This window comes from Streptomyces sp. CB02980 (genome assembly GCF_014451325.2).
GTDB lineage: Bacteria > Actinomycetota > Actinomycetes > Streptomycetales > Streptomycetaceae > Streptomyces.
This window is the reverse complement of the sequence record NZ_JACSCH020000020.1, coordinates 1-13,943: the sequence shown is the minus strand read 5'-3', so window position 1 is coordinate 13,943 and position 13,943 is coordinate 1. Positions and strand designations below refer to the sequence as shown.

Annotated in this window: 5 protein-coding genes, 1 tRNA gene and 1 rRNA gene; 1 reads left to right on the top strand and 6 read right to left on the bottom strand. The window is 70.4% G+C overall.

All coding sequences use genetic code 11. The features are described 5' to 3' along the window. Positions 1 to 53: 53 nt before the first annotated feature. From E0F75_RS32270 to E0F75_RS32255, 4 genes are all read right to left on the bottom strand, one after another. Entirely contained in the window at positions 54 to 881 is an 828-nt protein-coding gene (locus E0F75_RS32270; protein ID WP_030326335.1) for a helix-turn-helix domain-containing protein, read from the bottom strand. A 298-nt stretch (positions 882 to 1,179) separates the two neighbouring features. After that, entirely contained in the window at positions 1,180 to 4,017 is a 2,838-nt protein-coding gene (locus E0F75_RS32265; RefSeq protein WP_229314509.1) for a DNA translocase FtsK, read from the bottom strand. A 126-nt stretch (positions 4,018 to 4,143) separates the two neighbouring features. After that, on the bottom strand, positions 4,144 to 4,818 hold the full coding sequence (locus tag E0F75_RS32260) for a two-component system response regulator (protein ID WP_015036579.1): 675 nt from the start codon (positions 4,816 to 4,818) through the stop codon (positions 4,144 to 4,146). Positions 4,819 to 5,145: 327 nt separating this feature from the next. Continuing rightward, positions 5,146 to 10,623 (bottom strand): HAMP domain-containing protein, encoded by a 5,478-nt coding sequence (locus tag E0F75_RS32255; RefSeq protein ID WP_374115472.1) that lies wholly within the window; start codon positions 10,621 to 10,623, stop codon positions 5,146 to 5,148. A 269-nt stretch (positions 10,624 to 10,892) separates the two neighbouring features. On the opposite strand from E0F75_RS32255, the gene E0F75_RS32250 reads away from it, so the two are divergent. After that, entirely contained in the window at positions 10,893 to 13,538 is a 2,646-nt protein-coding gene (locus E0F75_RS32250; RefSeq protein WP_229314507.1) for a SpoIIE family protein phosphatase, read from the top strand. A gap of 96 nt (positions 13,539 to 13,634) precedes the next feature. Here E0F75_RS32250 and E0F75_RS32245 read toward each other — a convergent pair. Then, a tRNA-Thr gene (locus E0F75_RS32245) sits at positions 13,635 to 13,710 on the bottom strand. 4 nt (positions 13,711 to 13,714) lie between these two features. Then, positions 13,715 to 13,831, bottom strand: a 5S ribosomal RNA gene (gene rrf, locus E0F75_RS32240). Positions 13,832 to 13,943: the final 112 nt, after the last annotated feature.

Below are 13,943 nucleotides of genomic sequence, written 5' to 3'. Positions count from 1 at the left end.
GCGCAGGGTTCACCTGCGCGACAGGGGCCACATCACGGGCCCGGAGGGGCGGCTCAGCCGGCCTCGGGGTCACCCTTGGTGTACGTCAGCCGCTCGACCTGGCCGGATTCGAACTTGTCGTCGATCTTCTTGCCGTTCACGTAGAGCTCGATCGCTCCGGCGTTGCCGAGAACCAGGTCGATGCGCTCGTCGTCCTGGAAGGTCTTGGACTCACCGTCCAGGAGCAGCCCGTCGAAGAGGAGCTTTCCGTTGGCGTCCTTGGCCGAGATCCAGCTCTTGCCGTCGGTGGCGGTCATCTTCACCGTCACCTTGTCCTGCGGGACCGCGGCGATCGCGCTCTCGGTGGGCTTCGGCGGCGCGGGCTTGACCGGCTTCGGCTTGCCGGCGGACGTGGCCTTCTCCGGCGCGGGCGCCGGGCCGCCGTCGGCGGTGGTGGTGCCCTTGGGCGCCTCGTTGCCGTTGAACATCGTGAAGCCGACGAATCCGACGACGGCGACGATGGCCGCGACCATCGCGGCGGTCCAGTTGGGCCGGCGCGGCTCGGGGCGGATGCGTTCCGCCTCGAACAGCGGGGCGGCGGGGGTGGGTGCGGGGCGACCGCCGTGCTCGGCGTCGTACTGCTCGATCAGCGGGGCCGGATCGAGGCCGACGGCACGCGCGAGCGTGCGGATGTGGCCGCGGGCGTAGACGTCGCCGCCGCAGCGCGAGAAGTCGTCCTCCTCGATCGCGTGCACGATCGGAATCCGGACACGGGTGGAGGCACTGACCTCTTCGACGGTGAGACCGGCGGCGATGCGGGTCTGCTGGAGAGCGCGACCGATCGAGTCCCGGTCGTCTGCCGGGAAGATCCGGTCGTCTTCGGGGGAGTTGCCGATGGACACGAGAGCGCCTTTCGAGCGTGTAGCCACCTGCTGGACGTTCAGTCTATGGGTGGTACGAAAGGGTGGGGCAACCGGGCGGGTGCTGTTTGTACGCCATGAGGCTGGGACATCCTTCTGTCCCTCCGCTCAACTTGACGTACGGCCAGGGGAAACGGTTGCCCTCCATTCCCTTACGAGTGAGTCTCGACCCGGTCTCGATCGCGTACCCGCTCCCCGTCCGCGCACTCCGGCCGCACCCCGCCGCACCTCGCCGTACTCCGACGGGACCCCGCCGTACTCCGACCGGCCGCGCCGAGGGCTACTCCCCCGACTGCCCCCGGATCACGTCCAGCACCCCGTCCAACTCGTCGGGCTTGACCAGCACGTCGCGCGCCTTGGAACCCTCGCTCGGCCCGACGATGTTCCGCGACTCCATGAGGTCCATCAGCCGCCCGGCCTTCGCGAAGCCGACGCGCAGCTTCCGCTGGAGCATCGACGTGGAGCCGAACTGCGTGGAGACGACCAGCTCGGCGGCCTGGCACAGCAGATCGAGGTCGTCGCCGATGTCCTCGTCGATCTCCTTCTTCTGCCGGGTCCCGACGGTGACGTCCTCCCGGAAGACCGGGGTCATCTGGTCCTTGCAGTGCTGCACGACGGCCGCGACCTCGTGCTCGGTGACGAAGGCGCCCTGCATGCGGACGGGCTTGTTGGCACCCATCGGCAGGAACAGTCCGTCACCCTTTCCGATGAGCTTCTCGGCGCCCGGCTGGTCGAGGATGACCCGGCTGTCGGCGAGCGAGGAGGTCGCGAAGGCGAGCCGGGAGGGCACGTTGGCCTTGATGAGGCCGGTGACGACGTCGACCGACGGCCGCTGGGTGGCGAGCACGAGGTGGATGCCGGCGGCGCGCGCGAGCTGCGTGATGCGGACGATCGAGTCCTCGACGTCCCGGGGCGCCACCATCATCAGGTCGGCGAGCTCGTCGACGATGACGAGCAGGTACGGGTACGGGTTGAGCTCCCGCTCGCTGCCCTCGGGCAGCTTGATCTTGCCGTCCCGGATCGCCTGGTTGAAGTCGTCGATGTGCCGGTAGCCGAAGGCCGCCAGATCGTCGTAGCGGAGGTCCATCTCCTTCACCACCCACTGGAGGGCCTCGGCGGCCCGCTTGGGGTTGGTGATGATCGGGGTGATGAGGTGCGGGATGCCCTCGTACGCGGTGAGCTCGACCCGCTTGGGGTCGACGAGGACCATCCGGACGTCCTCGGGGGTCGCCCTTATCATGATCGAAGTGATCAGGCAGTTGATGCAGGAGGACTTTCCGGATCCGGTGGCACCGGCGACCAGGACGTGCGGCATCTTCGCCAGGTTGGCCATCTCGTAGCCGCCCTCGACGTTCTTGCCGAGCGCCACGAGCATCGGGTGGTCGTCCTCGGCCGCGGCGGCGAGCCGCAGGACGTCGCCGAGGTTGACCATCTCCCGGTCGCTGTTGGGGATCTCGATGCCGACCGCGGACTTGCCGGGGATCGGCGAGATGATCCGTACGTCCGGGGAGGCCACGGCGTACGCGATGTTCTTGGTCAGGGCCGTGATCTTCTCGACCTTCACGGCGGGGCCGAGCTCGACCTCGTACCGCGTGACCGTCGGTCCCCGGGTGAAGCCGGTGACGGCGGCGTCGACCTTGAACTCGGTGAAGACGTTGGAGAGCGAGTCCACGACGGCATCGTTGGCGGCGCTGCGCGTCTTGCCCGGCCCGCCCCGCTCCAGGAGGTCGAGCGAGGGCAGGGAGTACGTGATGTCGCCGGACAACTGGAGCTGCTCGGCCCGGGGCGGCAGATCGGTCGGCTCGGGCGCCGACTTGGTCAGATCCGGTACGCCTCCGCCGGGCCGCTGGTCCCCGCCACGGGCCGGCGGCACGGGAGCGGCCGGAGCCGCCGTCTCCGCGGCCTCGGCCGCTGCCTTCGCGGCGGCGTCCACGGCGGCCTTGCGGTCGGCGGTGACGTCCCTGGTGAGGTCGGCGACGATCGGGGAGGGCGGCATGCCGTTGAGCACCGCGCCGTCGAGCGCGGCGGCCGCGGCAGCGGCGACGTCCACCGGGTCCAGCCCGTGGTCGAAGGAGGGCTCCGGGGAGGGGCGGCGGGCCGGCCGGCTGCGCCGGTCGAGCATCTCGGCCTCGGCCCGGTCCACGTCGTAGGGATCCACGGGGCCGCGGCGCCGCACGGGCCGGGCGGTGCGGGGCTGCGGCCGGGCCTGGCGCCACTCCTCGTCGTACTCGTCGTACTCCCCGGAGGGGCTCCCGTGCCCCTCGGGGTGGTCCTCCGCGGGGTCGTGGGCGGGCTCGACGATGCCGAGCCTGGCGCCGAGGGCGCGCAGCCGCTGCGGGATCGCGTTGACCGGGGTGGCGGTGACGACGAGCAGGCCGAAGAGCGTGAGCAGGACCAGCATGGGGACGGCGAGGACCTCGCCCATCATGAAGACGAGCGGCTGGGACGCGGCCCAGCCGATGAGGCCGCCGGCGTCCTGCATGGCCTCGCTCCCGTCGCCGCGGCCGGGTGAGCCGCAGGCGATGTGGACCTGGCCGAGGATGCCGATGACGAGGGCGGAGAGGCCGATGCTGATCCGGCCGTTGGCCTCGGGCTTCTCCGGGAAGAGGATGAGGCGCACGCCGATCGCGCCGAGGAGCAGCGGAACGAGCAGGTCGAGCCGGCCGAAGGAACCGGTGACCAGCATCTCGACGAGGTCGCCGACGGGGCCGCGGAGGTTGGACCAGGTGCCCGCGGCGACGATCAGCGCGAGGCCGAGGAGCAGCAGCGCGAGGCCGTCCTTGCGGTGGGCCGGGTCGAGGCCCTTGGCGCCGCGCCCTATCCCCCGGAACATCGCCCCCACGGCATGCGCGAGGCCGAGCCAGGCGCCGCGGGCGAGCCGGTAGATGCCCCCGGTGGGGGACGGCGCGGGCCGCGGAGCCGCCTTCTTCGCCGCGGTCTTCCGCGCGGGCGCGCGCTTGGCGGGCGCGGCCTTCTTGGCCGGCGCCTTCTTGGCGGGCGGCTTGGCGGGGGACTTCGCGGGTGCCGCTTTCTTCGCGGCGCCCGTCGTACGGCCGGCGCGCGGCTTTGCGGTGCCCGCCGTGCCCTGGGAACCCTTGCCGGACGTACGTGAAGCCATGATGCCGAGGTTACCGGTGTGAAGTCCTGCTGTCCGCCTCACCCGTTCGTGTCGCTCCCACCGCGGCCCGAGGCTGACGCCGTATCACGCGGGACATCGGGCGCCCGGGGCCTCGGTGACGGTGCGTCAGCTCTGGGCAGGCAGCGTCGGCGCGGCGCCGGTGCCCGGCTCCAGCGCGTCCAGGGCCCGGCGCAACCCGGTGAGCTTGCGCTCCAGATGCGCGGCGGTGGCGACGGCGGCCGCGTCGGCGGAGTCGTCGTCGAGCTGCTTGGACAGCGCCTCCGCCTGCTCTTCGACGGCCGCGAGACGGGCCGAGAGCTCGGCGAGCAGACCGGCGGCCTCCTTGCCGTGACCGCCCTCGCCGCCGCCCTCCAACTGCAGCCGCAGCAGCGCGGCCTGCTCGCGCAGCTTGCAGTTCTTCATGTACAGCTCGACGAAGACCGAGACCTTGGCGCGCAGCACCCAGGGGTCGAACGGCTTCGAGATGTAGTCGACCGCCCCGGCCGCGTACCCACGGAACGTGTGGTGGGGGCCGTGGTTGATGGCGGTGAGGAAGATGATCGGGATGTCCCGGGTCCGCTCCCGCCGCTTGATGTGCGCGGCGGTCTCGAAGCCGTCCATACCCGGCATCTGGACGTCGAGCAGGATGACCGCGAAGTCGTCCGTCAACAGCGCCTTGAGCGCTTCCTCCCCGGACGATGCCCGCACCAGCGTCTGATCGAGCGCGGAGAGAATGGCCTCCAGCGCCAGCAGATTCTCCGGCCGGTCATCGACCAGGAGGATCTTGGCCTTCTGCACCATGCCCCGTCCTCCTCGCCCCGGCAGTGTCTCTCCCCGGCTCCCCGAACCGGGGGAAGCGCCGGGCGCCGCCCCAGAAGACGACTCCCTAACGCCGTCCGTCCTTGTGCCGGTCATCGTAGCCGCACCCCGCCCGTCGCCACACCCTGTCACCGCGATGTCACTGTGCACGTACCTGAAACGCGGTGGGAGACCAGAAGGTTCCCCGTATCCCGGCCTCTCACACCCCCGTGGCGCCAGCCCGTCAGCGAAGCCCGGAAGCCGGGCCGCGGCCGGCGCCGGACCCGTGGCGCGGAGGCGATGCCCCCGCACCACGGGCCCCGCCCGGAGTCACTCCCCCCGCATCCACTGCTCCATCACGGACAGCAGGTGATCGGGGTCGACCGGCTTGGTCACATAGTCCGAGGCGCCGGACTCGATCGCCTTCTCCCGGTCGCCCTTCATGGCCTTCGCCGTCAGCGCGATGATCGGCAGCCCCGCGAACTGCGGCATGCGCCGGATCGCGGTCGTCGTCGCGTATCCGTCCATCTCCGGCATCATGATGTCCATCAGGACGATCGTCACATCGTCGTGCTGCTCCAGCACTTCGATGCCCTCCCGCCCGTTCTCCGCGTACAGCACCGCGAGTCCGTGCTGCTCGAGGACGCTGGTGAGCGCGAAGACGTTGCGGATGTCGTCGTCGACGATGAGCACCTTCTCGCCGGAGAAGCCGAAGGTACGGCGCTGCGCGGCCTCCGCCTCCTGCTCCGCCCGGTCGGCGGCGATCTGCTGCCCGGACTGTCCCGGCACCGCCGTCCGCGCCCCGGTCGCCTCCGCTGCCGCCTTCCGCCGGTGCCGGAAGAGCGCCCCCGCCCCGGACCGCGCCTCCGTCCGTACGGGCGGCGGCGGGAAGTGCGGGAACGGGTGGACGGCCCCGGCAGCGCCCTCCTCGGCGCCCTGCTGCGGGTCGTCGGCCGCCCCCTGCCCGTACCCGGCAGGCAGCTCCGTCGGGCTCAGCGGCAGATAGAGCGTGAACGTCGAACCGCGGCCCGGCTCGCTCGCCGCGAAGATCTCGCCGCCGAGCAGCCGCGCGATCTCCCGGCTGATCGAAAGCCCCAGACCCGTACCGCCGTACTTCCGGCTGGTCGTGCCGTCGGCCTGCTTGAACGCCTCGAAGATGACCCGCATCTTGCTCGCGGCGATCCCGATCCCGGTGTCCGTGACGGAGAAGGCGATCAGATCGGCCTCCGGATCGCGCAGCGAACCGGCCTCCAGGAGCTGCTCGCGGATCGACTGCGGCACATCGATCCCGGCCGGCCGGATCACCAGCTCCACCGCCCCCGTGTCGGTGAACTTCACCGCGTTGGAGAGGAGGTTGCGGAGCACCTGGAGCAGCCGCTGCTCGTCGGTGTGGAGGGTGGCCGGCAGCTCGGGCGAGACCCGCACCGAGAAGTCGAGCCCCTTCTCCGCCGTGAGCGGCCGGAAGGTCGCCTCCACGTAGTCGACGAGCTGGACGAGCGCGATCCGGGTCGGCGAGACGTCCATCTTGCCCGCCTCGACCTTCGACAGGTCGAGGATGTCGTTGATCAGCTGGAGCAGGTCGGAACCGGCGCCGTGGATGGTCTCCGCGAACTCGACCTGCTTCGGCGTCAGGTTGGTCTCGGCGTTGTCCGCGAGCAACTTGGCGAGGATCAGCAGCGAGTTGAGCGGGGTGCGCAGCTCGTGCGACATGTTCGCCAGGAACTCGGACTTGTAGCGCATGGAGACGGCGAGCTGTTCGGCCCGCTCCTCCAGGACCTGCCGGGCCTCCTCGATCTCGGTGTTCTTCACCTCGATGTCGCGGTTCTGCCGGGCCAGCAGCTCGGCCTTCTCCTCCAGTTCCAGGTTGGAGCCCTGGAGTTCCTTCTGCCGGTGCTCCAGCTCCGCCGAACGCTCCTTGAGCTGCTCGGTGAGCTCCTGCGACTGCTGGAGCAGCACCTCGGTCTTGGTGTTGACGCTGATCGTGTTGACCGTGGTGGCGATCAGCTCGGCGAGCTGGTTGAGGAAGTCGCGCTGGATCTGCGTGAACGGCTGGAAGGAGGCCAGCTCGATCACACCGAGGACCTTGCCCTCGAAGAGCACCGGAAGCACGATCACATGCGCCGGCGCGGCCTCCCCGAGCCCGGAGGAGATCTTCAGATAGCCGGGCGGAACGTTGACCTGGATGGTCCGCTTCTCCTCGGCCGCCGTCCCGATGAGCGTCTCGCCGGGGCGGAACGAGGTCGGCATGGACCCGGTGGAGTAGCCGTAACTCCCGCGCATCCGCAGCTCGTACGAGCCCTCTCCCTCACCGACGAGTTCGGCGTCGCTGTGGGCGTGGCCGGTCGGCATCGCCACGAAGAAGGCACCGTGCTGGGCCGAGACCACCGGCGTCAGCTCGCTCATGATGAGCGAGGCGACGTCGTCCAGGTCCCGCCGGCCCTGCATGAGGCCGGAGATACGGGCCAGGTTGCCCTTCAGCCAGTCCTGCTCCTCGTTGGCGAGGGTGGTGTCGCGCAGGTTGGCGATCATGGTGTTGATGTTCTCCTGGAGGGCCTGGATCTCGCCCGCCGCGTCGACACCGTCGATCTTCAGGTTCAGATCGCCCCGGGTCACCGCCGTGGCGACGGCGGCGATCGCCCGCACCTGCCGGGTCAGGTTCCCGGCCATCTCGTTCACGGACTCCGTCAGGTCCCGCCAGGTGCCGTCCACGTCACGCACCCGGGCCTGACCGCCCAGCTGACCGTCCGTACCCACCTCGCGGGCCACCCGCGTGACCTCCTCGGCGAAGTTCGACAGCTGGTCGACCATCGTGTTGATGGTGCTCTTCAGCTCCTGGATCTCGCCCCGCGCGTCGATGTCGATCTTCTTGGTGAGATCGCCCTTGGCGATGGCCGTGGTGACGGCCGCGATCTGGCGCACCTGACCGGTGAGGTTGGAGGCCATCGAGTTCACCGACTCGGTCAGGTCCTTCCAGGTGCCCGAGACACCCGGCACCCGGGCCTGCCCGCCCAGCTCGCCTTCCGTACCCACCTCACGTGCCACCCGCGTGACCTCGTCGGCGAACGACGACAGGGTCGTCACCATGGTGTTGACGGTGTCGGCGAGTTCGGCGACCTCGCCGCGCGCCTCGACGGTCACCTTCTTCGTCAGATCGCCGTTGGCGACGGCCGCCGAGACCCGGGAGATGTTCCGCACCTGACTTGTCAGGTTGTTGGCCATCAGGTTGACGTTGTCGCTCAGGTCCTTCCAGGTACCGGTGACGCCCCGGACCCGCGCCTGACCGCCGAGGATGCCCTCCGTACCCACCTCACGGGCCACGCGTGTGACCTCGTCCGCGAAGTTCGACAGCTGGTCGACCATCGTGTTGACGGTCGTCACCAGCTCCAGGATCTCGCCCCGGGCGTCGACGGTGATCTTCTTCGACAGGTCGCCCTTGGCGACCGCCGTCGTGACCTCGGCGATGTTCCGCACCTGGATGGTGAGGTTGTTCGCCATGAAGTTCACGGACTGGGTGAGGTCCTTCCAGGTGCCGGAGACCCCCTGCACCTCGGCCTGACCGCCCAGAATGCCCTCGGTGCCCACCTCACGGGCCACCCGCGTCACCTGCTCGGCGAAGTTCGAGAGCTGGTCCACCATCGTGTTGAGGGTGTTCTTCAGCTCCAGGATCTCGCCCCGCGCGTCCACGTCGATCTTCTGCGACAGGTCACCGCGCGCCACCGCCGTGGCGACCTGCGCGATGTTGCGGACCTGGGTCGTCAGGTTCCCGGCCATGCCGTTCACCGAATCCGTCAGGTCACGCCACACACCTGCCACACCCGGCACCTGCGCCTGCCCGCCGAGGCGCCCGTCGGTGCCCACCTCACGGGCCACCCGGGTCACCTGGTCGGCGAACGCGGAGAGCTGGTCGACCATCGTGTTGATGGTGTTCTTCAGCTCCAGGATCTCGCCCCGCGCGTCCACGTCGATCTTCTGCGACAGGTCACCGCGGGCCACGGCCGTCGTCACCTGCGCGATCTGCCGCACCTGCGACGTCAGGTTGCCGGCCATGAAGTTCACCGAGTCGGTGAGCTCCCGCCAGCGCCCCGACACGCCGTCCACCCGCGCCTGACCACCCAGCCGGCCCTCGGTGCCCACGTCCCGCGCCATCCGCGTCACCTGGTCCGCGAACGACGACAGCTGCGACACCATCGTGTTGACGGTGTTCTTCAGCTCCAGCATCTCGCCGGCCACATCGACCGTGACCTTCTGCGACAGGTCGCCGTTGGCCACCGCCGTCGTCACCTGCGCGATGTCCCGCACCTGACCGGTCAGGTTCCGGAAGGCCGTGTTCACCGAGTCCGTGAGGTCCTTCCACGTGCCCGCCGCGCCCTTCACCTCGGCCTGGCCGCCGAGCAGACCCTCGACACCGACCTCCCGGGCCACCCGGGTCACCTCGGAACCGAAGGCCGACAGCTGGTCCACCATCGTGTTGACGGTGTTCTTCAGCTCCAGCATCTCGCCGGCCACATCGACCGTGACCTTCTGCGACAGGTCGCCGTTGGCCACCGCCGTCGTCACCTGCGCGATGTCACGCACCTGCGTGGTGATGTTCCGGAAGACGGTGTTGACCGAGTCGGTGAGGTCCTTCCACGTCCCCGCCGCCCCCGGCACCTGCGCCTGACCACCGAGCAGACCCTCGGCGCCGACCTCGCCCGACACCCGGGTCACCTCGTCGGCGAAGATCCGCAGCGTCTTCGTCATCTGGTTGATGGTGTCCGCCAGTTGCGCGATCTCACCGCGTGCCGACACCCGCACCTTCTGCGACAGATCACCGTTCGCGACCGCCGTCGTGACCTCGGCGATGCCCCGCACCTGGTTGGTCAGATTGCCCGCCATCGTGTTGACGGAGTCCGTGAGGTCCTTCCACACACCGGCGACCCCGGCCACCTCGGCCTGACCGCCGAGCTCGCCCTCCGTACCCACCTCACGGGCGACCCGCGTCACCTCGGAAGAGAACGACGACAGCTGGTCCACCATCCGGTTGACCGTGTTCTTCAGCTCGAGCATCTCGCCGGCCACGTTCGCCGTGACCTTCTGCGACAGATCACCGTCCGCGACCGCCGTCGTCACCAGCGCGATGTCCCGCACCTGGGCCGTCAGCCGGTTCGCCATCGTGTTGACCGAGTCCGTGAGGTCCTTCCACGAACCGGACACCCCACGCACCTGCGCCTGCCCGCCCAGCTTGCCGTCCGTACCCACCTCGACGGCGACCCTGGTCACCTCGGAGGCGAACACCGACAGCTGGTCGACCAGATTGTTCGCGGTACGGGCGACCTTCAGGAACTCCCCGCGCAGCGGCCGGACCGCCCCGTCGGCACCCTCCGAACGCAGATCCATCCGCTGGTCCAGATCACCCTCGGCCACCGCCGAGAGCACCCGCCCCACCTCGGACACCGGCCGGGCCAGATCGTCGACGAGCGCGTTCGCGGCCTCGATCGCCGCCGCCCACGCCCCCTCACCGGCTCCCGCCTCAAGGCGCTCGGACAGCTTGCCCTCGCGTCCCACCACCCGGCGGACCCGCGACAGCTCCCCCGTCACATGCATCTGCCGGTCCGCGACCTCGTTGAACACGGCGGAGATCTCCGCCATGACCCCGTCGCCGGACACCGTGAGCCGCCTGCGGAGGTTTCCGTCCCGCATGGACACCAGGGCGGCCAGCAGCCGCTCCAGCGCCGCCGCGTCCACCTGTACCGTCCCCCCACGGGAACGCCCGCCCCTCGCGCGCGTACCGCTGCCTCCGCCGCGCCGCGCCGCCGTGCCAGGTTCCACCGTGTCCCTCCCGAAAGGGGTCGACCGTACCGCTCCGGCTTTCGCCGGTAGCCTGCCCAGTGTTTCACCGCCACCGAACCAGGCGATAACAGTTCGGCAGCTTCGCACAGCGTCCCTACCCCCTGGGGACGGATTCAGCGATGACCGGCATCCGCTCGGACAGTGAAGGTAAGTAACCTGGCTTCCGACTGTCCAACCGCCCCGGTCCGCCCGGCGGGGGCGGTGTGGCGCGCGTACGACCACCGGGCAGCGGGAGGGACAGACCGAGCATGGCAGAGCCGGGCGTCGAGACGCGTACGAGGAGTGCTGTGATCACCGCGCGGGCGACTGCCAGCTTCGAGCCCGTCGGGCGGTCCGTCGCGGCCGCCCGCGCCTTCGTCCGGGACACCCTCCAGGGCTGGGGACACCCCGAACTCGTCGACGACGCCGTCGTGCTCACCAGCGAGCTCGTCACCAACGCCGTCATCCACGCCGGCACCTCCGCCGACGTCCTCTGCCTCCGCTCCGACGACAGCATCCGCGTCGAGGTCGCCGACCGCTACCCCGAGCGCGAGATCCCCGTCCAGGGCGGCCGCACCCTCGGCAGCCCCGACCGCGAGAACGGCCGCGGCCTGCTGCTCTGCGCCGCCCTCGCCCACCGCTGGGGCGTCGACTACACCCCCACCCGCAAGCACGTCTGGTTCCACCTCGACCTCGTCCAGCGCCCGGTAGGCACCCGCTCCGCGGGCCCCGTCCTCCCCGACGCGCTCCTCCCGGTCACCGACAGCCGCGCCCGCGTCGCCGTCGTCCAGATCGACCGCGGCGGCGCCATCACCGCCTGGAACGAGGACGCCGGGGAACTCTTCGGTTACGCCTCCGAGCAGGTCACCGGCAAACCCCTGGGCGACCTCGCGGCCTGGCCCCACACCCCGGGCATCGGCACCGGCCTCGCCGAGGCACTCCGCCTCTCCCGCTGGGAGGGCAGCTACGGCATCCGCTGCGCAGACGGCCGCGTCATCCCCGTCTACGCCGCCCACCTCCGCGTCCGCGACGCCCAGGGCGAGCCCTCCACCGTCTGCCTCCTGGTCCGCGAGCACGAGCGGGCGATCCTCCAGACCCCGCAGCGCCCCGCCTCCGAGCCGGGCTCCGAGAGCCGCGCCGCCGACCCCTTCGAGGTCTTCATCGGCTCCCCGGCCCCCGACGACCTCGACGGTCTGCTCCAGCGCACGGTCGAACGCGCCCGCGACATGCTCGACGGCGACGCCGCCTTCCTGCTCCTCGCCACCGACGACGAGACGGAACTCGAGGTACGGGCGACCACCGGTCTCCCGGCCGCCCGCCAGCGCTTCGCCCGCGTCCCGGTCGAGACCGGCGCCAGCCGCTACGGCTCCGCCCGCATGCCCGCCGTGCACGAGGACCTGGCCGCCGTCCCCGGCGCCGTCCCCCTCCTCGAAGGCACCGGCATGCGCTCGGTCGTCACCGTGCCCCTCAAGGTCGAGGGCCGGCTCACCGGCTCGCTCGGTGTGGCCGCGGAGACCGCGAACCGCTACTCGAACGAAGAGGCCCTCCGCCTCCAGTTCGCCGCCGACCGCATCGCCCTGGCCGTCGAATCCGCCCGCCTCGGCGAGCTGGAACGACTCCGCCGCGGCTCCCTCAGCTTCCTCGTCGAGGCCTCCGACCTGCTCGCGGGCACGCTCGACCGGGACCAGACCCTGGCCCTGATGGCCCAGATGACGGTCCCGACCCTCGCCACCTGGTGCGCGGTCTACACGATCGCCGACCAGTCCTCCGACCCGTACCTCTCGTACGTGCTCCACGAGGACGAGGACCGCATCGACGGCCTCAAGGACCTGCTCTCCTCCATCTCCCCGCCCGACCCGGTGCCGACCCCCGGCGCCCGCGTCTGGACCGCACCGGGCGACGCCGCCCACCGCGCGGCCCTCACCGCCTCGGTCCGCGCCCTCGACCACCCCACGAGCCCGCTCTCCTCCGGCATCGACACCACCCTGGCCACCGCGAGCGCGGTCGCCGGCGAGACGGTCGTCCTGCCGCTGGTCGCCCGCAATCGGGTCATCGGCATGCTGACCCTGGGCCGGCCCTCGGAGGACCACTTCCGCCAGGAGATCCTGGAGCTCGCCGAGGACCTCTCCCGCCGGGCCGCCCTGGCCCTTGACAACGCCCGGCTGTACTCGGAGCGCGTGGCGATCAGCCAGTCCCTCCAGCGCAGCCTCCTCCCGCCCGGCCTCCCCCACATCCCGGGTGTCGAGGTCGACGTCATCTACCGCGCGGCAGGCGAGGGCAACGAGGTCGGAGGCGACTTCTACGACCTCTTCCCGATCCGCGACGGCGCCTACGGCTTCGCCATCGGCGACGTCTGCGGTACGGGCCCTGAGGCAGCCGCCGTCACCGGCCTGGCCCGCCACGCCCTCCGTCTGCTGGCCCGCGAGGGCTTCGGCGGCCCGGCCGTCCTGGAACGGCTGAACGCGGCGATCCTCGACGAGGGCGCCCGCAGCCGCTTTCTCACCCTCCTGTACGGCGAGATGCGCCCCCAGGAGGACGGCTCCGCGATCCTCAAGGTCGTCTGCGCCGGCCATCCGCTCCCCCTGCGCCTCCGCCCGGACGGCACGGTCACGTCCGCGGCCGAGCCGCAGCCGCTCCTCGGCGTGATGGACGACCTCGAGCTGTACGAGGAGACCATCACGCTCGACCCGGGCGACGTCCTCCTCTGCGTCACGGACGGCGTGACGGAACGCCGCGAGGGCACCCGCATGCTGGGCGACGACGGCCTCGCCGAAGTCCTCAAGACCTGCACGGGCCTGACGGCCGGTGCGGTCGCCTCCCGAGTGCTCCGCGCGGTGGAACGCTTCGCCCAGGCACCGGCCTCCGACGACATGGCCATCCTGGCCATGCGCCTCCGGGAGCCGGACGACCGTTGACGATGCCGGCGATCCCCTCATGGGGGATCGCCGACTGGTCCGTCTGGCTCCGGGAACGCAAAAAGGCCCCCGCCACAAGGCGGGGGCCTTTTTACTTGGAGCCCTTTAACGGAATCGAACCGTTGACCTTCTCCTTACCATGGAGACGCTCTACCGACTGAGCTAAAAGGGCGGGTGTTCGGCGGCGTCCTACTCTCCCACAGGGTCCCCCCTGCAGTACCATCGGCGCTGAAAGGCTTAGCTTCCGGGTTCGGAATGTAACCGGGCGTTTCCCTAACGCTATGACCACCGAAACTCTATGAAGTTAACCAACCGGATGACAACACGGTCGTTACTTCAGAACTAACACAGTGGACGCGAGCAACTGAGGACAAGCCCTCGGCCTATTAGTACCGGTCAGCTCCA